We start from the raw sequence: 24,662 nt of genomic DNA, 5'->3' as shown, positions 1-24,662 counted from the left end.
CTCGCCGGGACCGCGGCCGGGAACGCCGCGCGCTGCTGGCTACCGGACGGCAGCCGCCGCGGGGCGCCGCTCGGGCGCGGCGGGCAGGGCCGCCAGGATCGCCTCCACGCTCTGCTTCGCGTCGCCGAACAGCATGCTGCTGTTCTCCCGGAAGAACAGCGGGTTCTGCACGCCCGCGTAGCCGGAGGCCATCGAACGCTTGAAGACGACCACCTGGTCGGCCTCCCAGACCTTGAGCACCGGCATGCCGGCGATCGGGCTGGACGGGTCGTCGGTGGCGGCCGGGTTGACGGTGTCGTTGGCGCCGATGACCAGCACCACCGAGGTGTCGGCGAAGTCGTCGTTGATCTCGTCCATCTCCAGGACGATGTCGTAGGGCACCTTCGCCTCGGCCAGCAGCACGTTCATGTGGCCGGGCAGCCGGCCGGCCACCGGGTGCACGCCGAAGCGCACCCGCACGCCGCGCTCGCGCAGCCGCCGGGTCAGCTCGGCGACCGGGTGCTGGGCCTGGGCCACCGCCATGCCGTAGCCCGGGGTGATCACCACGGAGGTGGCGGCGGCCAGCAGTTCGGCCGTCTCCTCGGCCCGGATCTCCCGGTGCTCGCCCTCCTCCTCGGCCCCGCCGGTGGGCGCCTCGATGCCGAAGCCGCCGGCGATCACCGAGATGAAGGAGCGGTTCATCGCCTTGCACATGATGAACGAGAGGTAGGCACCCGAGGAGCCGACCAGGGCGCCGGTGACGATCAGCAGGTTGTTGTCGAGCAGGAAGCCGGCGGCAGCCGCGGCCCAGCCGGAGTAGCTGTTCAGCATCGAGACGACGACCGGCATGTCGCCGCCGCCGATCGAGGCGACCAGGTGCCAGCCCAGCGCGAGCGCCAGCAGGGTGACCACGATCATCAGCGGCAGGTTCGGGCTGACGGTGAACCAGACGGTCAGCCCGACGAAGGCGGCCAGCGCGCCCAGGTTCAGCGCGTTCTTGCCCGGCAGGGTCAGCGGGCGGGAGTTGATCCGCGCGGAGAGCTTGAGGAAGGCGACGATCGAGCCGGTGAAGGTGACCGCGCCGATGAAGATGCCGATGAAGACCTCGGCGTGGTGGATGCGCAGCAGGTCGGCGGCGATCCTGGTCTGGGCCGAGCCGTGCGACTCGACCTCCAGGTAGCTGTCCCAGCCGACCAGCACCGCGGCGAGGCCGACGAAGCTGTGCAGGACGGCGATGAGTTCGGGCATCTGGGTCATCTCGACCTTGCGGGCCCGCCAGAGGCCCGCCGCGCCGCCCAGCACCATCGCCAGCAGGATCAGCGCGACGGCGCCGGCCGAGATGCTGTCGGCGGCCAGCACCACCGTGGCGACCAGGGCCAGGGCCATGCCGGCGATGCCGTAGACCACGCCGGCCCGGGAGGTGCGGTGCTGGGAGAGTCCCGCGAGGCTGAAGATGAACAGCAGGGCCGCGACCAGGTCCGCGGCGTGCGAGGCCGTGGTGGATGTCATCGGGCTCAGTGCCTTTCGGGTGAGGTCGAGAACATGGAGAGCATCCGGCGGGTGACGGCGAAGCCACCGAAGATGTTGACGCTGGTCAGCAGGATCGCCACGAAGGACAGCACGGTGACCAGCGCGCTCTCGTGGCCGATCTGCAGCAGCGCGCCGATCACCACGATCCCGGAGATCGCGTTGGTGACCGACATCAGCGGGGTGTGCAGCGCGTGGTGCACCTTGCCGATCACGTAGTAGCCGATCACCACCGCGAGCGCGAAGACCGTGAAGTTCTCGGCCAGTTGGGCGGGGGCGAAGCCGACGACGCCGAAGGTGGCGAGCATCCCGGCGCCGATCAGGCCGAACCGGACGGCCGGGGTGAGCCTGGTCCGGGCCGGCTCGGCGGCGGCGGGGGCGGCGGCGGGCCCCGCGGCAGCGGCGGGCGCGGCGGAGACGGCGACCGGGGGCGGCGGCCAGGTGGTCTCGCCGTCGCGCACCACCGTCACCGCACGCTGCACCACGTCCTCGAAGTCCAGCACCAGCTGCCCGTCCTTGCCGGGGGTCAGCAGCTTGAGCAGGTTCACCAGGTTGGTGCCGAAGAGCTGGGAGGCCTGGGCGGGCAGCCGGGCGGCCAGGTCGGTGTAGCCGATGATGGTGACGCCGTTCTCGGTGACCACGGCCCGGCCGGGCACGGTGCCCTCGACGTTGCCGCCCTGCACGGCGGCCATGTCGACGATCACGCTGCCGGGCTTCATCACCGCCACGTCCTCGGCGGTGAGCAGGCGCGGCGCCGGGCGGCCGGGGATCAGCGCGGTGGTGACCACGATGTCCACGTCGGCGGCCTGCTCGTGGTAGAGCTCGGCGGCGGCCCGGTCGTAGTCGGCCGAGGTGGCCTTCGCGTAGCCGTCGGTGCTCGCCTCCTGGGCGACCTCGACGGCCAGGTACTCGCCACCCAACGAGCGCACCTGGTCGGCGACTTCGGGGCGCGGGTCGGTGGCCCGGACGATCGCGCCCAGGCTGCTGGCGGCGCCGATCGCGGCCAGCCCGGCCACCCCGGCGCCGGCCACCAGCACCTTGGCCGGGGGCACCTTGCCGGCGGCCGTCACCTGGCCGGTGAAGAACCGCCCGAACACGTGGGCCGCCTCGATCACCGCCCGGTAGCCGGCGATGTTGGCCATCGAGCTGAGCACGTCCATCGACTGGGCCCGGGAGATGCGCGGCACGGCGTCCAGCGCGAGGGCGGTGATCGGACGGGTCGACAGCGCCGCGAGCAGCTCCGGCCGTTGCGCCGGGGCCAGCAGGCCGACCACGGTGGCGCCGTCGGCCAACCGAGCGATCTCGGTCTCGGTGGGCGCGTTGACCTTGAGCACGGTGTCGGCCGACCAGGCGTCGCCGATCCGCGCGCCGGCGTCGAGGTAGGCCTGGTCGGTGAACCCGGAGGCCTCGCCGGCGCCGGACTCGACGACGACCTGGTAGCCGAGCGCGAGCAGGCCGCGCACGGTCGCTGGGGTGGCCGCGACCCGGGTCTCGCCGGGGGCGGATTCGGCGACCACACCGATGCACTGAGGGGGGTGGTGCGTGGAGCCGTCTGCAGACATCTCTCCTGGCTCTCTCTTCGTCGCGGGAGCTGTTGACGGGGGATCTGCGGTACCGGGGGAAGTGACTCTCCCCTTGGCCGCAGGAACCTACACGCCCTGGCCTGCTCCGGCGCAGGGGTCCACGCCGTGACGTGTTTCACCACCAACGTGTCGACTCACGCACATGTTTCGCCGAGTCAAGCCGTTCGGCCCCGGACCGGCCGCCGCCCGGCGGCCGTACACTGCGGCCACGCCGCGCGCGGGACGTTCCGCGCACCGCCCTTGGGAGGTCGGACCATGCAACCGTTTCCACCGCTGCCCCCGCACACCGTCTGGTACGACACCGGCACGAACGTGTTCCGCTTCGCGGCCCGGGCCGACGGGCAGTGGTGGGTGCTGCGGCTCAACGGCTTCCCGGACCACCCGCTGTACACGCTCTTCATCGGCGGGCGGGTGGTCGGCGACCTCTACGAGCCCCCGGCCTCCTGGGGGCTGGACGAGCAGCAGGCGCCCCTGCTCGGGGCGGTGGAGCGGGCCGAGATGCTCGGGGAGCTGGCGGGCCTGGGCCCGTACGGCGCCGAGGTCGGCCGGCCGTGCGACGGCGACTACTGCACCTGCCAGGCGCTCACCGACGAGTTCGCGGCCCAGGTCACCGAGAAGCGGTAACCGGGCCGCGGTGGTCGTGGTGCCGGGCGGGTCAGGCCTCGCGCACGGCGATCAGGTGGAGCAGGGCGGCGACCTGGCGGTACGGGTCGGTGCGGCCGGCCCGCTCCTCGTGGTCGAGGATCGCGTCGAGCGTGGCCCCGTCGGGCAGCGGCGCCCCGTCGGGGGCCACGTCGGTGAACACCCGCACGCCGTACCAGTGCGGCACCGTCAGCCGACGCGCCGTCAGCTGGGCGGTCAGCTCGGCCAGCCGGTCGGCGCGGGCGTCCACGCCGATCCGGTTGTGGTAGCCCGCCCCGTCGAAGGCCGCGCCGACCGCGTCCCAGTCGCCGAGCAGCCCGGGCCGCATCGCCAGCGCGTCGCCGTTGCGGACCAGCAGGGACAGGGTGCCGCCGGGGGCCAGCACCTCGGCGATGGCGTCCAGCAGCGGGGCGGGGTCGGCGAAGTACATCAGCACGCCCTGACAGAGCACCAGGTCGAAGGCGCCCGGCTCGAACAGCTCCGCGAGCGCGGTGGCCTCGCCGTGCACCAGGCGGACCCGCTCGGCGACCTCGGCGGGCTCGGCCGCCAGCTCGGCGCGGAAGTCGGCGAGCAGTTGCTCCGAGGCGTCCAGCCCCGTCACCAGGTGGCCGCGCCGGGCCAGCCGCAGGGCCTGGGTGCCCTGGCCGCAGCCGATGTCGAGCACCCGGCGGGCCGGCAGGTCCGGCACGTGCGCGGCCAGCTGACGGGCCACCAGTTCCTGGCGCACCACCTGCCGCAGCGCTCCCAGCCCCGACCGCCACTTGTCCTCGCCGACGGCAAAACCCATGGTCACTCCCCTTCAGCCGCTTCGATCCGGCGGGAGCCTACGCGACCGGTGCCCGGCGCGGCCCCGCATTTTCGGCGGCCCCGGCGTCCGCCAGCCGCTTCAGCAGCTGCTCCCCCTCCATGTCCACCTCGGGCAGCACCTTGCGCAGCGGCTCCGGCAGCCACCAGGCGGCCCGGCCGAACAGGGCCATCGCCGCCGGCACCAGGGCCATCCGGACCACGAACGCGTCGACCAGGACGCCCACGGCCAGGGCGAAGCCGATGGGTTGGACGATCGGGTCGTGGCCGGTGACGAAGCTGCCGAAGACCGAGATCATGATCAGCGCGGCGGCGGTGACCACCCGGGCGCCGTTCCTGGTGCCGGCCACCACGGCCTCCTTCGCGGCGGCGCCGTGGGCGTGCGCCTCCTTCATGCCGGAGACCAGGAAGAGCTCGTAGTCCATGGCCAGCCCGAAGAGCACGCCGATCAGCAGGATCGGCACGAAGCTGACGACGGGTCCGACCCGCGGCACGTCGATCAGGCCGGACAGCCAGCCCCACTGGTAGACGGCGACCACCGCGCCGAGCGAGGCGAGGACGCTGAGCAGGAAGCCGAGCACCGCCTTCAGCGGGACCAGCAGCGAGCGGAAGGCGACGGTGAGCAGGAGCAGCGCGATGCCGGCGATCACCGCGACGAACGGGACGAGGGCGTCGTCGAGCTTGCGGGAGACGTCGATGTTGGCGGCGGTGGTGCCGGTGACGTCGATCCGCGCGGCCGTCCCGGCCTCGATCGCGCCGCGCTGGGCCCGGATCCCGCCGACCAGGGCGCGGGTGGCGTCGGTGTCGGGGCCGCTGCGCGGGATCACCCCGACCAGGGCGGTGCGGCTGGGCTGGTCGAGCCGCGGCGGCAGCAGGGTGGCCACGTCCGGCAGTGCGGAGAGGCGCTGGGCGACCTGCTGGACGGCGGCCGCCGGGTCGGGCGACTTCGCGGCGTCGACCACGACCACCAGCGGGGCGTTGAAGCCGGGCCCGAAGTTGTCGCTGACCAGGTCGTAGGCCTTGCGCGCGTCGGTGTCGGCGGCCTGCGAGCCGGCGCCCGGCAGGCCGAGCGACAGGCTCGCCGCGGGCACCGCGAGCGCGCCGAGCACCAGCAGCCCGCCGACCAGCACGGCCACCGGCCGCCGCACCACGAACCGGGCCCACCGCTCCCCCATGGCGGTGCCGGCCGGCGGGCGCAGGGCGCGCCGCCACAGCGGCAGCCGGTCGATGGAGCGCCCGGCGAACCCGAGCAGGGCGGGCAGCAGGGTGATCGCCACCAGGACGGCGGCGGCGACCGCGCCGGAGGCGGCCAGGCCCATCTGGGTGAGGAAGGGGACGCCGGCGACGGCCAGGCCGGCCAGCGCGACCACCACGGTGAGTCCGGCGAAGACCACCGCGCTGCCCGCCGTGGCGTTGGCCCGGGCGGCGGCCTCGGCCGGGGGCAGTCCCTCGGCGAGGTTTCGGCGGTAGCGGGAGACGATGAAGAGCGCGTAGTCGATGCCCACGGCCAGGCCCACCATCAGCGCGAGCACCGGCGCGGTGGCGATGACGCTGAACGGTCCGGTGAGGGCGAGCAGCCCGGCCATCGCGATGCCGATGCCGAACAGGGCGGAGAGCAGCGGGAGTCCGGCGGCGACCAGGCTGCCGAGCGCGATCACCAGGGTGAGCGCGGCGACCAGCAGTCCGGCGACCTCGTTGCTGTCGACCTGGGCGAGCTTGGTGTAGGCGTCGCCGCCGAACTCGACGGTCAGCCCGGCGGCGCCCGCCGGTTCGGCGGCGGCCTTGACGGCCTGGCGCTGCTGGTCGGTGACCCCGGCGAGCGGGGTGGCGAAGGAGACCAGGCCGAGCGCGACCCGGCCGTTGGGCGAGAGTGCGCCGGTGGCGTACGGGTCGGGGACGGCGGACACGCCCGGGACCTGGGCGATCCGGGCGACCGCCTGGCTGACGGCGGCCTTGGCCTGCGCGGCGTCGATGCCGCCGTCGGCCGGGGCGGCGAACACCACTTGGGCGGAGCCGTGGCCCTGGTCGGGGAAGGTGCCCTTGATCCGGTCGAGGGTGCTCTGCGCCTCGGTGCCGGGGACGCGGAACTCGTTGCTGGTGGTGCCGTGGAAGGCGGCCGCCAGGCCGACGGCCGCGATCAGCAGGGCGAGCCAGCCGGCGAGCACGGACTTGCGGGCGCGGAAGCAGAGGTGGGCCAGGCGGTGGAGGCAGGTGGCCATTGACGACCTTCGTTTCTGACGGGCCGGTATCAGGGCAGGCGCGGCCGTCGCGGGCGGCGCCGCCGGCGTCTGCGGTCAGCCTAGGCTCAAGTTGTTCAGCTGACAAAGTCGCTCGACTGGATCGCCTGGAACGGCTCGGCGATACGCTGGTGGGATGGCTCACGTACCCGCCTCCGAACGACGCCCGCAGCTGGTCCGGGCCGCCATCGACCTGATGACCCGTGAAGGGGTGGGCGCGGGCAGCACCCGGGCGATCGCCGCCGAACTCGGCGTCGCGCAGGCCACGGTGCACTACACCTTCGGGACCAAGAAGGACCTCTACCGGGCCGTGGTGGAGGAGCTGACCGCCCAGGTCGTCTGCCAGGTCGCCGCGGCCGCCCCCGACCACGGCCCGTTCGCCGAGCAGGTGCGCACCCTCGGCTACGCGCTCTGGCAGGCCCTGACCAGCGCCCCCGACCGGTTCGCCCTGTGCCAGGAGCTCACCTCGCTGTCCCTGCGCGACCCCGAGCTGCGGGAGATCATGCGCGAGCTGCAGTACGACCTGGAGCGGACCGCCACCGGGATGATCACCTCGCTGGCCGAGCAGCACGGCGTCGAGCTGGCGATGCCCGCCGAGCAGGTGGCCCCGCTCTTCCTGGCCGGCATCGACGGGCTGATGACCCGTTACCTGGTGCTCCGCCAGGACGGCCAGGACCCCGGCGAGGAGACGCTGCCCCTGCTGGACGCCCTGGTGAACGGGGTCATGAGCGTCTGCCTGGGCGTGTAGCGCCGAAGCGATCGGCCGGGCGCGCGGCGCCGGATATCGAACAGATTCCAACAGGCATGCGCTGCCGCGAGCGGTGCCATGGGCAGTGCCGTAGGCAGAATTCTAGGTAGTCGCAGCACGAGTGACGCTCGGTCAGCAAGAGCCCTGCCGCCGACCACTGTGTGACATCTTGATGGAATCTGGTTGACGGTGTTTGATATGGCGATCGCCATCGTTCATCTCGGCTCCGCCTTGTATATACAGCTTCTGAGTTGGCTCTGCGGTTGTCCGGACCGACCGGACCGCGTGACCACCTCACCGAAGGGCTCCCCATGCCTCGCCCCTTCCCGCTGCGCCGACCGCCCGCGGCCGCCCTGGCCGGCGCGCTGCTCGCGCTCGCCGTCCCGCTGCTCGCCGGGCCCGCACAGCCGGCCGCCGCAGCCACCCAGAGCGCCAACCTGCTGCTCAACGGCAATGCCGAGACCTCCCAGTGCAGCCCCGGCGGCTGGGAGGAGACCACCGTTCCCGGCTGGCAGATCACCAGCGGCGACCCGGTGATCAACTGCTACGGCGTGCCCACCGGCGCCGCCACCAGCACCCCCGGCTCGCCCACCAAGGGCACCGCCTACTTCCAGGGCGGCTCGCGCGGGTCCTCGGAGATGACCCAGACGGTCGACCTCTCCTCCGCCGCCACCGCCATCGACGCCGGCACCGCCCACTCGACCCTGTCCGGCTGGCTCGGCGGTGTCGGCGCCTCCACCGACGCCACCACGGTGACGCTGACCTACCGCGACGCGAACGGCAACCCGCTCGGCACCTCCGCCATCGGCCCGGTGACGGCCGCCGACCGCGGCAACACCACCGAGTTCCTGCAGCGCGCCTCGACCACCGGCGTCCCGGCGGGCACCCGGTCCGCCGTCGCCACGGTCGACTTCGGCCTCACCGGCAGCGCCAACAGCAGCGCGCTGGCCGACGACCTGTCACTCACCCTGGACACCCCCGTCACCGTGCCGACCCTGGCGGTGCCGCCCTCCACCGTCCCCGGGTTCGACCACGTCTTCGTCGTGATGATGGAGAACAACAACTTCTCCCGCGGCTCCAACACCGTGGACGGCGGCGCCGGGGTGATCGGCAACGCGGCCGCGCCGTACCTCAACAACACCCTGGTCCCGATGGGCAGCCTGCTGACGAACTACCACGCGGGCACCCACAACTCCGACCCGAACTACGAGCAGATCGCCTTCGGCAACTCCTACGGCCGCAGCCTGGAGACCGGCAACGCCAACTGCATCACCGACCCGGCCTGCACCGCGACCAACAACGGCCTCGGCGACAACCTGGACGCGGCCGGCAAGAGCTGGAAGCAGTACACCCAGTCGCAGACCAGCAACTGCCAGACCACCGGCAGCGGCGAGTACGGCCCCGACGACGTGCCGTTCTACTACGCGGCCAAGATGAAGAACGACAACGCCTACTGCCAGGCGCACTGGCAGCCGCTGCCCCAACTCCTCGGCACCGACCTGCAGTCCACCGCCACCACCCCGGCCTTCGTCTGGGCCGACGCCGACTCCTGCTACGACATGGAGGACTGCGGCGTCGGCGCCGGCGACACCTGGCTCAGCCAGACCCTGCCCACGCTGTTCGCCTCCCCCGCCTGGACCCAGCAGCGCTCCCTGCTGCTGCTCACCTTCGACGAGGACGGCGACGCCGCCCCCGGCGGCTTCGGCCCGGGCCAGACCAACCAGGTGATGACGCTGGCCATCGGCTCCCAGGGCAGCGTCAAGCCCGGCTACCTGGACGCCAACCGCTACGACCACTACAGCACCGCCCGCACCATCGAGGGCGCGCTCGGCCTCACCGCCACCATGACCAACAACGACAAGTGGGCCACCCCCTACAACGAGGTCTTCACCCACGGCCCGGCCCCGACCAACGACTTCGGCCTCACCGACGCCCCGTACGCCGGTCCGCTCGACCAGGGCGCGACCAGCACCGCCACCGTCACCACCACCGCCGCGACCGGCACGCCGGAGCCCGTCACGCTCACGGCCGGTGGGCTGCCCGCCGGGGTGACCGCGAGCTTCAACCCGCCGGTGGTCACCGCGGGCGGCACCGCCACCATGACCCTGCGGGCCACGGCCGGCGCGACGACCGGCGAGGCCGTCATCACGGTCACCGGCACCGCGCCCTCGGCCGTGCACAGCGTGCCCTACACCCTGGCCGTCAACCCGGCCGGCAGCGGCGGCTCGCTGGTCAGCGGCGGGGTCTACGAGATCGTCCAGGGCACCCGGGCGATGGACGACCCGGGATCCTCCACCAGCACCGGCACCCAGCTGATCGCCTGGACCCTGCACGGCGGCAGCAACCAGCGCTGGACCCTGACCCAGAACACGGACGGCAGCTTCCAGCTGCGCAACCAGGTCTCCGGGCTCTGCGCGGACGACTCCGGCGGCTCCCCCGACGCCGGCTCGCCGATCATCCAGTGGACCTGCACCGGCAACGCCAACCAGCACTGGTCGGTGCTGCCGAGCGGCGGCTCCTACGCCCTCGTCAACGGCCGCAGCGCACTGGCGATCACCGCGAGCGCAGCCTCCGACGGCGCCACCCTCAGCCAGCAGCCGAACACCGGCGGCGCGCTCCAGACCTGGAGCTTCACCAAGGTCGGCTGACCCGCCGACCGCGCACCACCGGCCCGGCGCCCGCACCCGCGGGCGCCGGGCCGCCCGGCTGCCCCTGCGACCGGGCGATCCGACAGCGGCGTACCGTGGAGCCACAGGGGTGGCCGATCCCACGGGCAGGAACCAGGAGCCCCCATGACGGCATTCGACCAGAGCGACGACCGACTCCCCCGGGGCGCCCGGGGCTTCGCCTTCGCCGGGCGCGACCGCGAACTCGCCGCGCTCCTCGACGCGCTCACCGAGCGGCCGGCCGTGGTGCTGGTCGAGGGCGAGGCCGGGATCGGCAAGTCCCGCCTGGTCGCCGAGACCGCCGCCGTGCTGCGCGGGCGCGGCGTCGGCGTGGGCACCGGCGGCTGCCACCCGCTGCGCGAGCCGCTGGCCTACGGGCCGGTGATCGACGCGCTGCGCCGGCTCGGCGACCGGCTGCCCGCGGAACCCGGCCTGATCGACCCGGCGGCGGGCGTGCTCGCCCCGGCGCTGCCCGCACTCGCCGACCGGCTGCCCGCGCCGCCGCCCGAGCAGCCGGCCGCGGCCGCGCAGCGCTACCGCACCGCCGAGGGGGTACGCGCCGTGCTGCGCGCGGTCGCGCCCGCCGTACTGGTGGTGGAGGACGTGCACTGGGCCGACGAGGTCACCCGCGAACTGCTCCTGGTGCTCGCCCAGGACCTGCCCGCCGACACCGCGCTGCTGCTCACCTACCGCACCGAGGAGCAGCGCGGCCCGCTGCTCGGCAGCGCCTTCCGCCGCCCGCCCGGCACCGGCGGCACCGACCTGCTGCTGGGCCGCCTGGCCCCCGGCGCGCTGGCCCGGATCGCCGGGTCCGCGCTCGGCGCCGGTGCCACCCCCGCCCTGGTGCGGGCGCTGTACGAACGCAGCGCGGGCCTGCCGCTGATCATCGAGGAGGACCTGATCACGCTGGCGGAGCCGGGCGGCGCCGCCCACCCGGAGCTGCTCGGGGTGCCGCGCAGCCTGCGCGAGGTGCTGACCGAGCGGACCGGGCGGCTCTCGGCGCAGGGCAGCGCGCTGGTCGGCGCGGCCGCGGTGCTGGCGGTGCCGGCCGGCGAGGAACTCCTGGGCGCGGCGGCCGGGCTGACGGAGCAGCAGACCGAGGCGGCGCTGCTGGAGGTGCTGGCCGCCTCGGTGCTGGTCGAGCACGGCCCCGACGCCTACGGCTTCTCGCACGCGCTGGCCCGCCGGGCCGTCTACGACGACCTGCCGGGGCCCACCCGGACCCGGCTGCACCGGAGGGTGCTGGGCCTGCTGGCGGACCGTCAGCCGCCGGCGCTGGTGCAGATCGCCCACCACACCCGGGCGCTCGGCGACCTGGACGCCTGGCTGGCGCCCGCCCAGGCCGCGGTCGACCACTCGCTCGCCGTCGGCGACCTGGGCACCGCGGCCGGCCTGCTCCGGCAGATCCTCGACCACCCCCGGCTGCCCGCCGACCGGCTCGGCACCGATGCGCTCGCCCTGGCGGGGATCCTGCGCGACAGCGCCGAGGCCCGCGAGGCCGTGGAGGAGCTGCGCCGGCTCAGCGCGATCCCCGGCCTGCCGGCAGCCCAGCGCGGGGAGATCCGGGCCCACCTGGCCGAGGTGCTGATCAACAAGGTCGGCGACCCCAACGGCTGGACCGCCGCCGAACTGGCGGCCCAGGACCTGGAGGAGGCCAATCCGGCCAAGGCGGCCCGGATCCTCGCCACCCTGGCGATCGCGGACACCGGCGAGGCGAGCGCCGCCGAGCAGCGGGACTGGATGACCCGGGCCCAGGCCGCCGTGGCGCGGACCACCGACCCGGTCGCCCAGGCCGTGGTCAGCGCCAACCAGCTGACCAGGCTGGTCTACGACGCCGATCCGGCGCTGCCCGCGGCGCTCGCCCGGCTGCCCCGCGAGCCCGACCGGCAGCCGGACGTGCTGCGCGCCACCGCCGTCACGCTCTACAACGCCACCGAGGGCGCGATCTGCGTGGGACTCGACCGCCGCGCCCTCCAGCTGGACGAGGAGGCGCTGGCGCTCAGCACCGGCTCCAACGTGCCGGTGCTGGTGATGTACTGCCGGGCCTACCAGCTGCTGCTCGGCTGGCTCGCCGGCCGATGGACCGACTGGGACCGCGAATTGACGGCCTACCGGACCCGCTACCCGGACAGTCCGCTGACCGGCGGCGGGCTGCTCGGCACCGCCCAGGGCGTCACGGCCGCCGCCCGCGGGCGCACCGCCGCGGCCGCGGCCTGCTTCACCCAGGTGATCGAGCGGGACGCCCGGCACATGCTCTCGGTCGGCGCGGCCGCCGGGCTGGCCCGGCTGCGGCTGGCCCGCCACGACGACGAGGGCGCCTGGGAGGCGCTCACCGAGGCGCTGGCGGTGGTCGAGCGCAAGGAGAGCTGGCCGTACGCGCTGAGCCTGCTGCCGACGGCGGTGGAGACCCTGCTGCGGCGCGGCGATGCGGCCGCCGCCGAGCGGCTGGCAGCGCGGCACGCGGCGGGCGTCGAGGGCCGGGAGTGCCCGGCCGCCGATGCCGAGCAGCTGCTCTGCCAGGGGCTGTTGCTGCGCCAGGAGGCGCCCGAGCTCGCCGCAGCGGCGTTCTCCCGGGCGGCCGCCGCCTGGCGGGCGATCGGGCGCCCGTACCCGGCGGCGCTGGCGCAGGAGAGCGCGGCGCGCTGCCTGGCCGATCCGCAGCGCGCCGTGACGGCGCTGGAGGCCGCCGCGACCGCGCTGGAGGAGCTGGGCGCCGTCGCGGACGCCGGCCGCTGCCGGCACCGGCAGCGCGAGCTCGGCCGGACCAGCCCCAACCCGCGCGGCCGCTCCGGCTACGGCGGCGAGCTCTCCCCGAGGGAGCGTCAGGTGGCCGAGCTGCTGGCCCGGGGCGCGGCCAACAAGGAGATCGCGGAGGCGCTCTTCGTCTCCCCCCGCACCGCCGAGCACCACGTCGCGGCCGTGCTGCGCAAGCTCGGCACCACCCGCGAGCGGCTCCGGGCGGACGGGCGGCCGGCGGAGTAGCCCGCACGCGCACGCCGAAGGGGCGGTCCGGTGCGGACCGCCCCTCCGTTCGGGCCTCTTGGGGTCAGTGGCAGCTCAGCTGCGCGTTCGCCCAGTCGGCGTGGTCCTCCGAGGGACCGTCACCGCCGTCGCCGACGACCAGTTCGACGTTCTTCGCGCCGGTCAGGTCCACGGTCAGGTCGGTGGGGCCGGTGGCGTGGGTGAGCACCGGGGTGGTGGTCAGGGTGCGGCCGTCGGCGCGCACCGAGAAGGTCACCGAACCGTGCGTCACCTCGTCGTCCACGCCGACCGTGGCGGTCAGCTTGGTGCAGTGGCCGGCCAGGTTCAGGCCCACCACGCTGGTGGCGTTGGTGCCCAGGCCCGTGGCGAAGGTCTTGCCGTTGAGCGAGATGGTCCGCCCGTCGCCGGAGCCGGAGCCGCCGTTGCTCTGGTTGCGCTCGACCGGGCCCCAGCCGTTCGCCGAGTAGGCGAAGGGCAGCGCGCTGACCTGGGTGTCGGCGGTGGGCGGTGCGGTCTGCTGGGCCGGCAGCACCTCGCGGGTGTCGGTCAGCTGCTGGGCGCCGCTCTGGCGGTAGGCCGCGTGTGCGGTCAGCCGGCTCTGCGCGGGCTGCTGGGCACCGGCGGGTGCGGTCACCTGCCAGCTGGCGGTCACCGAACTGCCGGGCTTCACCTTGGCGTTGGTCACCGGGGTGGTGGGGGTGACGGTCCAGCCGGCCGGGGCCTGGAGGTCCAGTGCGGCGGCCGTGGCCTCGGGGTTGCCGGCCGGGACGGCGAGGGTCGCCGTGACCTGGGTCGGGGTGGCCGGGGCCAGGTGCTCGGGCGCGTTCAGGGTCAGGCCGGCCCGGTGGGTGGTGGACGGGTAGTCGGCGGCCCGGTAGCGCGGGCTGTTGACGGTGGCGACCTTCAGCGGGGACGCCTGGGTGCCGTAGGAGACCAGCTGCACCGCGCCCAGGCCGCCCGTGGCGGCGTCGGCGTTCCACACCGCGATCGCGATGGAGTTGGTGCCGTTCGGGTTGAGCACGCCGTTCGGGATCGGGAAGCTGTGCTGCGGGCCCAGGTCGTTGATGTAGCGGCCCAGCTGCCAGCCGTTGACGTAGATCAGCGCCCGGTAGTGGTGGGAGGGGTCGTCGGTGATGCTGAGGCCGACCGAGGTGTCCTGGCCCTTGGGCAGGTTGAGGGCGGCCGAGGTGCGGTACCAGGTGATGCCGGGGGTGGTGTTGGCGGCCGGCAGGCTCGCCGGGGCCCAGGAGCTGTCCGGGTATCCGGGCAGCGACCAGCCGGAGCGCTCGCCGTAGAGGCCGCCGGTGTTCATTGGGCCGCGCACCGGGTCGACCAGGCTCTCGCCGCCGAGGGCGCCCTGGATCTTCCAGGTGACCGCGGTGGTCGGCGCACCGATCAGGGTGGCGCCGGTGAGTCCGCGGGCCTCCTTGTGGGAGTCGTCCGCGCTCCAGTCCTCGTTGTGCCCGGCATCCTCCAGCAGCACCGAGACCACGTTGTCGGCGCCGTCCTTGAGCGCGCCGGCGGGGAAGGCGAAGGTGTGCCGGCCGTCACCGGTGGTGCCGAGGAAGGTGCCGTTGAGCCAGACCGAGTACTGGCCGGAGTTGCCGGTGATCGCGGACAGGTCGATCCCGCTGGTGCCGACCAGGCCCTGGAAGTGCGCCCGGTACCAGACGTCGCCGTGATGGAAGCCGTAGTCGTCGGCGAACAGCACGGGTTCGGTGACCGGGGTGGTGGTGCTGTTGGACTGGGTCTTGTCGGCCACCGCCCAACTGGAGTCGTCGAAGCCGGGCTGGGCCTCGGGGGTCTCGGACTGCTGCTTCCAGCCGGTCAGTTGGGGCAGCGTCACGGCCTGCGGTCCGGGGAGCTGACCGAGCGTCGAACCGCTGGTCGTGGCCTGGGTCTTGAGCGCCCGGCCGTTCCAGGTGACCTTGCCGGGGTTGGCGGCGAACACCTCCAGCGGGCTGGCGGTGGAGTTGTCACCGGTCAGCTGCAGGGTGGAGCCGGCCACGGCCGCGCTGCGCAGCAGCGAGGAGCCGCGCACCAGCACCGGGCCGTTGGCGCTCTGCGTCTGCCAGAACTGCTCGGCGGTGGCGGTGTCGCCGATCAGCAGCAGCAGCGGCCGCTGCCCGCCGGTGATCAGCACCCGGGCCAGACCCTGGTGCTGGTAGTTCAGCCGCAGGTCGCCGGTGCTCTGGTCCCAGGTGCTCTGCACGCTGCCGTCGAGCACGCTCACCGTCGGCCGGTTCGGGTAGTTGAGCACGGTCTCACCGGCCTGGCCCGCGTCGCCGTAGAGCACCGCGACGTCCCGGTTGCCGATGGTCGCGTTGGTCATCAACTCCGAGGTGGAGTACTGGAGTCGGCTCGCACCGAGCTGGTAGCGGGCCAGGATGGTCTTGGACTCGCGGCCGGCCAGGGTGATCTCGGTGCCGGGCTGCTGCGGGATCGAGGCGTAGGCGCGGTCGGCCGGGCTGGGCTGGTCGATCGCGTCGATGCCGACGAAGGTGCCGGTGGCCGCGGCGTCCTTCTGCCCGGTGGCGACGATCCGCAGGGTGTGCGGTCCGGCCGCCAGGTTGTCGGCGCGGTACTGTACCTGCTGGGGCACGGTGTTGGCGGAGTAGCCGTCCACGGTGGCGACCTTGGCGCCGTCCAGGTAGACGTCGGCGAGGCCGTGGTTGGGGGCGGTGGAGGCGATCCAGCGCACGGCGGTGCCGGTGAACGGCACGGTCACGTCGGAGCCGGCGGTGTCGGTCCAGGACTCGGTGTGGTGGAACTCGCCCGCGGTGTACGACTGGTCGGCGCCGACGTGGGTCCAGCCGGCCGAGTAGGCGAGGTGGCTGTCCTGGTCGTCGTAGGTGTAGCTGCCGGCGGTCAGGTCGATCGCCAGGTGGGTGCCGACGGTCCCGTTGGAGGAGGTCGTGGCCTGCCGCAGGAAGTGGAACTGGGTTCCGTCGTCCGGGTTCTGACGGACCGTCTCGACGACGCCGGAGGAGCTGGGGGCGGCGCTGGAGACCTGGTCGGTCTCGGTGAGCGGCTGGGCGGCCTGGGCGAAGTAGCCGATCAGCTTGTCCTGCTGGTACTTGTCGGTGAGTTGGCGGGTCTCGCTGATCGGGGCGCCGTAGTCGTAGGAGCTGTAGACCACGCCCGGGTCGCCCTGCCAGCCCCAGGAGGTGCCGCCCACCGTCATGTAGAGGTTCTGCATGGTGGCGCCGACGGCCATGTTGTTCTTGTAGAACACGTTGGCGAAGTCGGCCCCGGTGAGCTGGCGGCACTTGTCGTAGCCCGGGCCGCCCCAGGGGTCGAAGGAGCCGCCCTGGAACTCCGCGGTGAAGATCGGCTGGTTGGCGGCGCGGTGGTACTGGGAGACGTTCGGCAGGTTGTTCCAGTTCTGCGGGTTGGAGCAGTTGAAGCCCTGCGGGTAGGAGTCGATGCCGTCGATGTCCACCGCGCCGGTGCCGGTGGCGAAGGCGCCGTTGTGGTTGCCGGTGAACGGGACGGTGATGCCGTGGGCCCGGGCCGAGCTCTCCAGGTGGCTCATGTAGGCGCGGCCGTCGTCGTTGTTGTTGTAGTACTCGTTCTCCACCTGGTAGAGGATCACCGAGCCGGTGCCGTTGGTGAGTTGGTGCCGGGCCAGGATCGGGTCGATGTGGCTGGTCCACTCGTCCACGGCGGCCAGGTAGGCCGGGTCGGTGCTGCGGGCCTTGCCCGGCAGCGCGCTGACCCAGGACGGGAAGCCGCCGCCGTCCACCTCCGCGTTGATGTACGGCCCGGGCCGGGCGATCACGTAGACGCCGGCCTCGGCGGCCATGTCGAGCAGCTTGTCCACGTCCCGCACGCCGGAGAAGTCGTAGACGCCCTGCTTGGGCGAGTGGTAGGCCCAGTCGAAGTAGATGGAGGCGGTGTTGAAGCCGGCCGCCTTCATCTTCTGCAGCTCGTCGCGCCACAGGTCGGGGCTGGGCAACCGGTTGTACTGGAACTCGCCGCTCCAGATGTAGCTGCGCTTGCCGTCGATCAGCAGCGAGTAGCCGTCGTAGCCGACGGTGTGGCTGCCGGTGATCGCCCCCTGGGCGGCGGGGGCGGGCGGCGGCGTGGCGGCGGCCGCCGCCGCAGCGGCCGAGCCGAGGGCGGCGGTGCCGCTCGCGGCGAGGGCCAGCGCGGCGGTGACGGCGAGCAGGGTGTGCCGCAGGCGGGGGCGGTGGCTGCGGGGGCGTCTCGGGAGGTCGGACTGGTCGGGCAGGTCAGGGGACATGGCGCGGCTCCGCGTCGGATGGGTGGGTGGGGGTGGGTGGGTGGTGCGGATGGTGCGTGAGGGTGGTGCGGGGGGTGGCCTTTTGGGGGTTCGGGTGGCGGGTCAGGCGGGCAGGCCGACCGCCCGCTCGCCGCTGCGGCGCTGCTGGATCACCACGGCGACCACCAGCAGGGAGCCCTGTGCCACGTTCTGCCAGAACGAGTTGATCCCCTGCACGGTGAGCCCGTTCTGCAGGGCGCCGAGCAGCGCGACGGCCAGCAGCGTGCCGCCGATGCCGCCCTTGCCGCCCTTGAGCGCGCAGCCGCCCAGCGCCGCCGCGGTGATCGACTGCAGCTCCAGGCCCTCGCTGCCGGAGACCGGCTGGCCGGAGCCGGTGCGCGCGGTCAGCAGGATGCCCGCCACCGCGGCCACCGTGCCGGCCAGCGCGTAGGCCGAGATCAGGTACTTGTTCAGGTTGATGCCGGCCAGGCGCGCGGCGGTGTCGTTGCCGCCGATCGCGAACACGTTGCGGCCGATGTCGGTGTACTTGAGCATCAGGTGCACGCCGAGGGCGACCACGATCAGCAGCCAGACCATCACCGGCAGCCCGGCGATCTTGCCGCGGCTGAGGAAGATGAAGACCGGGTCGTTGAGCACGTAGCCCTGCGCCGCGCCGTTGGAGACCAGGTCCGCGACGCCCTTGTAGGCCGCCAGGCCCGCCAGGGTGGCGATGGTCGGGTTGACCCGGCCGTAGACGATGATCACACCGTTCAGGATGCCGATCACCAGCCCGACCCCGATCGCGGCGGCCATGCCCGCCCACGGGTTGGCACCCGAGGAGGTGAAGGCCATCGCGCTGATCACCGACGCCAGGCCGGCCTGCGAGCCGACCGAGATGTCCAGCGCGCCGCAGATGATCACCACGGTCTGCACCACGGCCAGCAGGCCGCTGATGGTCACCGCCTCGGCGATCACCTGGATGTTCGCCCAGGACAGGTAGTTGTCGTTCAACGAGCCGAACAGCGCCAGCAGCACGACCAGCCCGCCGGCCAGGCTGAGGTTCTGCCCGCCGACCGCGGCCAGCGGGCCGGACAGCCGGCGCCGCGCCGGTCGCGTTCGGTGCGACGTGGTGGTGGTCGCGGTCATGCCGCCCTCCGGTCAGTCTTGGTGTCGTCGGGGTCGGTGTCGTCGGTTTCGGTGCCGGCGGGTTCGGTGCCGTCGGTCATGGCGAGCGCGAGGATCCGCTCCTCGGTCGCCTCGGTGCGGTCCAGTTCCCCGGTGATCCGGCCGTCCCGCAGCACCAGCACGCGGTCGGCCAGCGCGAGCACCTCGGGCAGTTCGGAGGAGATCAGCAGCACGGCGGTGCCGGTGCGGGCCAGGTCGGCGACGATCCGGTGGATCTCGGTCTTGGCCCCGATGTCCACCCCCCGGGTCGGCTCGTCGAGGATCAGCAGAGCCGGCTTGCGGGCCAGCCAGCGGGCCAGCACCACCTTCTGCTGGTTGCCGCCGGACAGCGCACTGACCGGCTGCTCGATCGAGTGGGCGCGCACCCGCAGCAGGTCGGCGTACTCCCGGGCGAGCGCCTTCTCCCGGCCTGCCCTGACGAACCGCCAGCGCCGCAGCGTGCGGTGGCTGACCAGGGCGGTGTTGGCCCGGATGCTGCGGGTCAGCAGCAGGGCCTGGGCCTTGCGCTCCTCCGGGGCGAGCCCGATCCCGGCCGCGATCGCGTCGCGCGGGCTGCGCAGCCGCAGGGCCCGGCCGGCCAGGGCGAGGGTGCCGGAGCGGATCGGCCGGTCCCCGGCCAGGGCGAGGGCCAGTTCGGAGCGGCCGGCCCCGACCAGTCCGGCGAGCGCAACCACCTCGCCGGCCCGGACCTGGAGGCCGATGTCGTGGACGTCGTCGGTGGTCACTCCGCGCACGTCGAGCACCACCGGCCCCGGCGCGGTGCGCTGACGGGTGCTCAGTCCGGAGAGGTCGCGGCCGACCATCAGGCGGACGACCTCGCGCTCGGTGGCCCCGGCCCCGTCCAGCAGGCCGACCAGGCCGCCGTCGCGCAGCACCGCGATCCGGTCGGCGAGCCGGAACACCTCCCGCATCCGGTGCGAGACGTAGACCACCGCGACGCCCTGGTCACGCAGCCGGCCGATCAGCGCGAAGAGCGCAGCCGACTCCTGTTCGGAGAGCGAGCTGGTGGGCTCGTCGAAGGCGATCACCTTCGGCTCGCCGGTCAGCGCGCGCAGGATCTCCACCAGCTGGCGCTGGGCCGGCGTCAGGTGCCGGCCCATCAGGTCCGGGTCGAGCGCCCGGTCGAAGCCGATCCGCGCCAGGTCGGCGGCGGTCCGGCGGCGCAGCTCGGCCCGGTCCAGCCGGCGTCCGGCCCCGTGGGGCAGGGCGCCGGCGTACACGTTCTCGGCGACCGAGACGTGTGGGATGATCTCCGGCTCCTGCGGGATCAGCCGGATGCCGGAGCGCCGGGCCTCGGTCGGCGAGGGGAGGGCGAGCGGGCGGCCGTCGAGCAGCAGCCGGCCGGCGGTGGGGCGGCGGTCGCCGGTGAGGACGCGCAGCAGGGTGGACTTGCCGGCGCCGTTCTCCCCCAGCAGGGCGGTCACCTGGCCGGGCGGAAAGGTGAGGGTGACCTCGGAGAGGGCCGTCACGGGGCCGTAGCGGACGCTGATCCGCTCGGCCGTCAGACCCGGGACGGGGGGTGGGGTGGGTGGAGTCATGGTGCTCAACTCGGTTTCGCTGGTGGCGCCCGGCGTCAGCTGCAACTGATGCCGGCGGACTGCCAGTTGGTGGCGTCGACCATCTGGGTGGGGGCGAAGGCCTCCTGCGGGAAGGGCTTGCCGTCCTTGAGCTTGTCGTACATGGTCTGCACGGCCAGCGCGCCCACGTCACTGCCGTTGATGAACAGCGCGGCCTTCATGCCGGACGGCTTGCCGCTGCCCCAGTCCTTGCAGGCCAGGTAGGCGCCCAGGCCGACACCGTCGATGTTGTCCGGGCTGATGCCCGCGTTCTGCATCGCGGTGATGCCGCCCTGCACGTTCTCGTCGTTGCAGCCCCAGACCACCCAGTGCTTCACACCCGGGTTCGCGGTCAGCGTCGCCGCGACCTTGTCCTGCGCGCCGGTCGGCGTGTTGTCGGTGGCCACATCGATGTTCTGCACGCCCGGAACCACCTGCCCGAACGCGTCCTTGGCCGCCTTCACCCGGTCACCGCAGACCGTCACGTCCTGCTGCCAGGCCGAGATGATCCGGGTGTCGGCCGCGCTCCAACCCGCCTTCTGGAACTCCTGCGCGGCGCGCTGGCCGACCTGCTGACCCATCTGCTGACCCGAGAAGCCGATCCGCGGCACCAGGTCCGACGCCGGACAGTTCGCCGGGTTCGGCCCCGACGAACAGACCTGGTCGTCCGAGGTCAGCAGCGGGATCCCGCTGTCCTTGGCCATCTGGACCACCTGCGGGCCCACCGCCGGGTCCGGCGGAACGATGATCAGACCGTTGGTCTTCTGCGCAATGGCCGACTGCACGTCGCTGACCGTCTGGTTGGCGTCGTTGCCCAGGTTGACCACCTTCAGGTCGACGCCCAGCTGCGCCGCCTTCGCCTTCGCACCGGCGGCCTCGCCGATGAAGTACTGCTGGTCCCCCTGCTTCTGCAGGTAGGTCATGCTGATCTTGCCGGTCACCGGCGCCGCTTGGGCGTTGCCGCCCCCGCTGGTCCGGCCGGTCGAGCAGGCGGTCATGCCGAGCGCGACGAGCAGGCCGACGGCCGCCGCGACGCCCCGAGAAAATGGAGTGTGGTGCATGGAATTCTCCTGGGAACCGAATTCCGGATGATTTCCGGTACTGCGGGGAGATGGGTGGGATCAGCGGACCAGGGCGCAGGTGCGGGACCGCTCGACGACCTGGCACCCCGCCGCTTCGAGCCGGCGCACGGATTCCCGCGCGGCGTCGTCGTCGAGCGCGAAGACGAACGGACCGGGCACCACGACGACCTCGAACCAGCCCGCCGCCACCGCCTTGGTCAGCCTGGCCAGCGCGGGCAGCGGGCCGCCGGTGCGGCCGCCGTTGTCCATGAAGACCACCGGGTCGCCGAGCCCGCGCTCGACCGCGTACTTCGCCAGGTCGAGCCGCACGTCCAGCAGCTCGCCCGAGTCGTACGGATAGCGGCGCAGGTACATCGCCGTGCGGCGCACCGCGCCGGAATCTGCTGCGAGCATTTCCACTCACCCCTCACCGAAGTGTCTGGGAAATCACCGGACCCGGTACAAGAAGGGCTTTCCTGAAGATCCGCTGGCTCCAGTCAAATTCAGCCGGACGATCAGGTCCAGGGACCTTGCTACGCATTCATGAGGCTTTTATGAGAATGACTTCGGTCGTTTTCGGAATTGGTGGGTAGTGCCGTGGGTAGTGGTCGGCCGGCCTGGGTGTTCCGCTACCCGCAGCACCCGGGCGGGCTCGCACCGTGCTCGATCGGCGCGGACCCGGCGAAATCCGGTTGGCCCGCCACCGGCGCGCTGCGAGGATGCCGTTGACGGTATGACGGGGGGCCTTTGTTCGTTTTCGCCTGCGCCGGGTGCGGCGCCGAACTGACCGCGGCGCTGTCCCGGGTGGAGCTGCCGGTGCACACCTACCAGTCGTACGGGGACGGGCTGCGCCTCCCGGTGCTGATGGAGCCGGGCACCTTCGCCGTGGAGCCGGAGCGCTCGGGGCCGCCCTGGCGCGCGTGGGCGGAGCTCGGAGCCGAGGAGGCGGCGGCCCGCGGCATCTTCGCCCCGGTCGTCTACTCGCTCCCCGACGGTGCGCCGGACGCGGTCGTGATCGCGCCCGGCGACGTCCGGAACACCCGGCTGGTGCCGGAGCGCGGCGGCGGCTTCTGCTGCGGGCTCGACGGGGCGGAGGGGCCCAACATGGCCTGCGCCGCGTGCGGCCTGCTGGTGGCGAGCCGGATCGACGACTGCTCGCGCTGGCAGGCGGTCTGGCTCGCCCCGGAGGCCGTGCGCCGGTGCGCCGTCGGCCCGGAGGTGGCGCCGCTCTCCTGGCCGGAGCTGCTGGCCGAGGGGCGGCGCACGCCACCGTTCGAGCCGATCTCCTCCTGGGACTCGGTGGTCGGGACGCGCCGCGACTGGGACTGGAGTCCGCGGTGGCAGGCGGCGGTCGGCCGGGCGCTCGCCCTTCTGCTGGTCGTCTCCCGGGGGCGGCCGCTGACGGTGCCGGACGGCCTGGTCGGGGAGGTGTTCCGGCGCGCCCTCGACGCCCTGCTGCCGCCGGGTCCGCCCGCCCGGCCCGCCGTCCTGGCCGGTCCGGGCCTGCCCGTGCCGGACCCGGAGGACGCGGTCCTGCTGGTCCCGACCCACCCGCAGACCGGGGAGCTCTGGACTCCGGCCGGCCCGGCCGCCGGGGCCGACCTGGTGCCGCTGCCGTTCGGGGTGTGGCTGGAGCTGGTCTCCCCCGAGCCGCGACTGCCGCGGCCCGCGTCCGGCCGCCTCGCGGGGGACCTGCTGCGCGACTACCCGCTCGTGCCGCGCACCCCCTACCCGTTCCGGGCCGACCGGCAGGTGTTCCTGCGCACCCTGGTCCGGCTGCCGGCCGTGCGCAGCCCGTGGCTGCGCGGGATCGTCGACGACTACTGGCTGCACTACGCCGCCGGGATCCGCTGACCCGGGGTCAGGCGCGGTGGCTCGTGCGGACGAGTGCCGATCGTCTGCCCGATCGGCCCTGGACGAACGACCCGGCGCGCTGCATGATCACCTGATGACCGCTCCGGAGAGCGTGGTCGAGCGTCAGCTCGCCGCGTACAACAGCCATGACCTGGACGCCTTCGCGGCGACCTACGCCGCCGACGTCGTGATCAACCGGCGCTCGGGCAGCCAGTTGCTCGGCCGCGAGGCCCTGCGGGAGGCGTACGCGGGGATGTTCGCCGAGGGGCGCTGCCGGGCCGAGATCAGCGGCCGGCTGACCGAGGGCGACTGGGTGGTGGACCACGAGGTCGCCCACGGCATCACCGCGGAGCCGCTGCGGGTGCTGGTCGCCTACCGGGTGCGCGGCGGGCTGATCGACCGGGTGGACTTCCTCGGCTGACGGTGTGACAGCGCGACCTCGGGACGCCGTCAGCCGTCGTGGCGCACCGGCCCGGTGCTCCCCCGCACCACCAGCGCGGGCGGCAGCAGGCGGGTCGGGCCCGCCGGGGCGGCCTTGGTGACGGCGCCGAGCAGCAGTTCGACCGCCTGCTGGGCCATCTCGCGCTTGGGGAGCGCGACGGTGGTGAGGGCGGGGCTGGAGATCCGGGCTTCCAGGGTGTCGTCGTGGCCGATCAGCGACAGGTCTCCGGGGACGCTGCGGCCGGCCGCGCGGGCGGCCTCCAGGGCGCCGACGGCGAGCACGTCGTGGGTGGCGAACAGGGCGGTCGGCGCGGGGTGGGCGGCGAGCGCGGCGGCGGCGCAGGCGTAGCCGCCCGCGGGGGTGGGCTCGGCGGCGTGGTGCACGACGGCGTCCGGCAGCGCGCGGCGGAAGCCGGCGACGCGGACGCCGTGCGCGGGGCTGGCGAGCACGGCGACCCGGCGGTGGCCGAGTTCGCGCAGGTGGCGGCCCGCCAGGTAGCCGGCCTGCTCGTAGTCGACGGTGACCACGGGGTACCGCTCGGGCGGGTCGATCTCCCAGGCGCAGAGCACCACCGGGAAGCGGGCGTCGGCGAGCAGCGGCAGGTGGTCGATCAGGTCGTTGTCGCCGGCGATCAGCAGGCCGTCCACGCCCCGGCTGACCAGGCCGGCCAGGTGGCGGCGGGCCCGTTCGCCGTCCAGCCGGGTGGTGCGCAGCAGCAGGTGGTAGCCGTGGGCGTCGAGGACGTCCTCGACCTGCTCGACCAGTTCGGCGTAGAAGTACGAGGTCACGCCGGGGACGAGGAGGCCGACGGTGCGGGTGCTGCCGGTGGCGAGCGAGCGGGCGACCAGGTTGGGGGTGTAGCCGAGTTCGGCGATCGCGGCGTGCACCCGGGCCGCGGTGGCGGGGCGGACGGCGACCCGGCCGGAGAGCACGTTGGACACCGTCTGCTTGGTGACGCCGGCCCGCTCGGCCACGTCCTGCATGGTCACCATGGTTCGCGCCCTCGGCTTTACCGGTCCAGAAGTTGATCGACCGTAACCCCGGCCTGACAGGGCGTCAAGCGACCGCGTCAGATGATCGTCGCAGACCGATGCGTCATTACTCTTGTTTTACCGGTCAAACGCGCCCTATCTTACAGGCCAGCCCCCACACTCCGACGTGCGAAGGAGTC

16 protein-coding genes are annotated in these 24,662 nt (G+C 73.5%); 6 read left to right on the top strand and 10 right to left on the bottom strand.

Going from position 1 to position 24,662, the window contains the following annotated elements:
* Window positions 1-39: 39 nt before the first annotated feature.
* Window positions 40-1,488, bottom strand: a complete 1,449-nt coding sequence (pntB, locus tag FHX73_RS39945) for a Re/Si-specific NAD(P)(+) transhydrogenase subunit beta (RefSeq protein ID WP_145910976.1) — start codon at window positions 1,486-1,488, stop codon at window positions 40-42.
* Between the two features lie 5 nt (window positions 1,489-1,493).
* On the bottom strand, window positions 1,494-3,068 hold the full coding sequence (locus tag FHX73_RS39940; RefSeq protein ID WP_145910975.1) for a Re/Si-specific NAD(P)(+) transhydrogenase subunit alpha: 1,575 nt from the start codon (window positions 3,066-3,068) through the stop codon (window positions 1,494-1,496).
* 276 nt (window positions 3,069-3,344) lie between these two features.
* Between FHX73_RS39940 and FHX73_RS39935 the strand changes: the two genes are divergently transcribed.
* A complete protein-coding gene (locus FHX73_RS39935; RefSeq protein WP_145910974.1) occupies window positions 3,345-3,713 on the top strand; it encodes a hypothetical protein in 369 nt (122 codons plus the stop codon).
* 31 nt (window positions 3,714-3,744) lie between these two features.
* On the opposite strand, the gene FHX73_RS39930 is transcribed toward FHX73_RS39935, so the two are convergent.
* Window positions 3,745-4,518 carry a class I SAM-dependent methyltransferase gene (locus FHX73_RS39930; RefSeq protein ID WP_145910973.1) on the bottom strand — a complete coding sequence of 258 codons (774 nt, stop codon included), beginning with the start codon at window positions 4,516-4,518 and terminating at the stop codon, window positions 3,745-3,747.
* A gap of 37 nt (window positions 4,519-4,555) precedes the next feature.
* The gene (locus FHX73_RS39925; protein ID WP_145910972.1) at window positions 4,556-6,754 is read right to left on the bottom strand and encodes an MMPL family transporter; all 2,199 of its coding nucleotides are present in this window, start codon (window positions 6,752-6,754) and stop codon (window positions 4,556-4,558) included.
* A gap of 154 nt (window positions 6,755-6,908) precedes the next feature.
* On the opposite strand from FHX73_RS39925, the gene FHX73_RS39920 reads away from it, so the two are divergent.
* The 3 genes from FHX73_RS39920 (at window position 6,909) to FHX73_RS39910 (ending at window position 13,168) form a co-directional block, all read left to right on the top strand.
* Window positions 6,909-7,520 (top strand): TetR/AcrR family transcriptional regulator, encoded by a 612-nt coding sequence (locus tag FHX73_RS39920; protein WP_145910971.1) that lies wholly within the window; start codon window positions 6,909-6,911, stop codon window positions 7,518-7,520.
* A 311-nt stretch (window positions 7,521-7,831) separates the two neighbouring features.
* Window positions 7,832-10,168 (top strand): RICIN domain-containing protein, encoded by a 2,337-nt coding sequence (locus FHX73_RS47440; protein WP_145910970.1) that lies wholly within the window; start codon window positions 7,832-7,834, stop codon window positions 10,166-10,168.
* Between the two features lie 144 nt (window positions 10,169-10,312).
* Window positions 10,313-13,168, top strand: coding sequence for an ATP-binding protein (locus tag FHX73_RS39910; protein ID WP_145910969.1), 2,856 nt, complete (start codon window positions 10,313-10,315; stop codon window positions 13,166-13,168).
* A gap of 64 nt (window positions 13,169-13,232) precedes the next feature.
* Here FHX73_RS39910 and FHX73_RS39905 read toward each other — a convergent pair whose 3' ends face one another.
* The 5 genes from FHX73_RS39905 to FHX73_RS39885 all read right to left on the bottom strand — a co-directional run bounded on the left by FHX73_RS39905 (window position 13,233) and on the right by FHX73_RS39885 (window position 21,609).
* Window positions 13,233-17,414: a beta-galactosidase gene (locus tag FHX73_RS39905; RefSeq protein WP_145910968.1), complete on the bottom strand. Its 4,182-nt coding sequence runs from the start codon at window positions 17,412-17,414 to the stop codon at window positions 13,233-13,235.
* Between the two features lie 102 nt (window positions 17,415-17,516).
* Window positions 17,517-18,539 carry an ABC transporter permease gene (locus FHX73_RS39900; protein WP_145910967.1) on the bottom strand — a complete coding sequence of 341 codons (1,023 nt, stop codon included), beginning with the start codon at window positions 18,537-18,539 and terminating at the stop codon, window positions 17,517-17,519.
* Window positions 18,536-20,116: a sugar ABC transporter ATP-binding protein gene (locus FHX73_RS39895; RefSeq protein WP_145910966.1), complete on the bottom strand. Its 1,581-nt coding sequence runs from the start codon at window positions 20,114-20,116 to the stop codon at window positions 18,536-18,538. The genes FHX73_RS39900 and FHX73_RS39895 overlap by 4 nt, the downstream gene beginning before the upstream one ends.
* Window positions 20,117-20,151: 35 nt before the next feature.
* Window positions 20,152-21,195, bottom strand: coding sequence for a substrate-binding domain-containing protein (locus FHX73_RS39890; protein WP_211786490.1), 1,044 nt, complete (start codon window positions 21,193-21,195; stop codon window positions 20,152-20,154).
* Between the two features lie 60 nt (window positions 21,196-21,255).
* Window positions 21,256-21,609, bottom strand: a complete 354-nt coding sequence (locus tag FHX73_RS39885) for a hypothetical protein (RefSeq protein ID WP_145910965.1) — start codon at window positions 21,607-21,609, stop codon at window positions 21,256-21,258.
* 333 nt (window positions 21,610-21,942) lie between these two features.
* On the opposite strand from FHX73_RS39885, the gene FHX73_RS39880 reads away from it, so the two are divergent.
* A complete protein-coding gene (locus FHX73_RS39880; RefSeq protein WP_145910964.1) occupies window positions 21,943-23,049 on the top strand; it encodes a hypothetical protein in 1,107 nt (368 codons plus the stop codon).
* A 94-nt stretch (window positions 23,050-23,143) separates the two neighbouring features.
* Complete coding sequence (locus tag FHX73_RS39875) at window positions 23,144-23,470, top strand: nuclear transport factor 2 family protein (RefSeq protein WP_145910963.1); 327 nt, start codon at window positions 23,144-23,146, stop codon at window positions 23,468-23,470.
* A 29-nt stretch (window positions 23,471-23,499) separates the two neighbouring features.
* On the opposite strand, the gene FHX73_RS39870 is transcribed toward FHX73_RS39875, so the two are convergent.
* Window positions 23,500-24,483, bottom strand: a complete 984-nt coding sequence (locus FHX73_RS39870; protein WP_145910962.1) for a LacI family DNA-binding transcriptional regulator — start codon at window positions 24,481-24,483, stop codon at window positions 23,500-23,502.
* Between the last annotated feature and the right edge of the window lie 179 nt (window positions 24,484-24,662).

The sequence above is a fragment of the Kitasatospora viridis genome, from assembly GCF_007829815.1.
GTDB classification, from domain to species: domain Bacteria; phylum Actinomycetota; class Actinomycetes; order Streptomycetales; family Streptomycetaceae; genus Kitasatospora; species Kitasatospora viridis.
The sequence above is the reverse complement of the archived record's forward strand: the minus strand, read 5'-3'. Positions and strand labels throughout refer to the sequence as shown.

Coding starts and splice junctions, on each gene's coding strand:
- pntB (WP_145910976.1), bottom strand. CDS start 1,488: ATGACATCCACCACGGCCTCGCACGCCGCGGACCTGGTCGCGGCCCTG.
- FHX73_RS39940 (WP_145910975.1), bottom strand. CDS start 3,068: ATGTCTGCAGACGGCTCCACGCACCACCCCCCTCAGTGCATCGGTGTG.
- FHX73_RS39935 (WP_145910974.1), top strand. CDS start 3,345: ATGCAACCGTTTCCACCGCTGCCCCCGCACACCGTCTGGTACGACACC.
- FHX73_RS39930 (WP_145910973.1), bottom strand. CDS start 4,518: ATGGGTTTTGCCGTCGGCGAGGACAAGTGGCGGTCGGGGCTGGGAGCG.
- FHX73_RS39925 (WP_145910972.1), bottom strand. CDS start 6,754: ATGGCCACCTGCCTCCACCGCCTGGCCCACCTCTGCTTCCGCGCCCGC.
- FHX73_RS39920 (WP_145910971.1), top strand. CDS start 6,909: ATGGCTCACGTACCCGCCTCCGAACGACGCCCGCAGCTGGTCCGGGCC.
- FHX73_RS47440 (WP_145910970.1), top strand. CDS start 7,832: ATGCCTCGCCCCTTCCCGCTGCGCCGACCGCCCGCGGCCGCCCTGGCC.
- FHX73_RS39910 (WP_145910969.1), top strand. CDS start 10,313: ATGACGGCATTCGACCAGAGCGACGACCGACTCCCCCGGGGCGCCCGG.
- FHX73_RS39905 (WP_145910968.1), bottom strand. CDS start 17,414: ATGTCCCCTGACCTGCCCGACCAGTCCGACCTCCCGAGACGCCCCCGC.
- FHX73_RS39900 (WP_145910967.1), bottom strand. CDS start 18,539: ATGACCGCGACCACCACCACGTCGCACCGAACGCGACCGGCGCGGCGC.
- FHX73_RS39895 (WP_145910966.1), bottom strand. CDS start 20,116: ATGACTCCACCCACCCCACCCCCCGTCCCGGGTCTGACGGCCGAGCGG.
- FHX73_RS39890 (WP_211786490.1), bottom strand. CDS start 21,195: ATGCACCACACTCCATTTTCTCGGGGCGTCGCGGCGGCCGTCGGCCTG.
- FHX73_RS39885 (WP_145910965.1), bottom strand. CDS start 21,609: ATGCTCGCAGCAGATTCCGGCGCGGTGCGCCGCACGGCGATGTACCTG.
- FHX73_RS39875 (WP_145910963.1), top strand. CDS start 23,144: ATGACCGCTCCGGAGAGCGTGGTCGAGCGTCAGCTCGCCGCGTACAAC.
- FHX73_RS39870 (WP_145910962.1), bottom strand. CDS start 24,483: ATGGTGACCATGCAGGACGTGGCCGAGCGGGCCGGCGTCACCAAGCAG.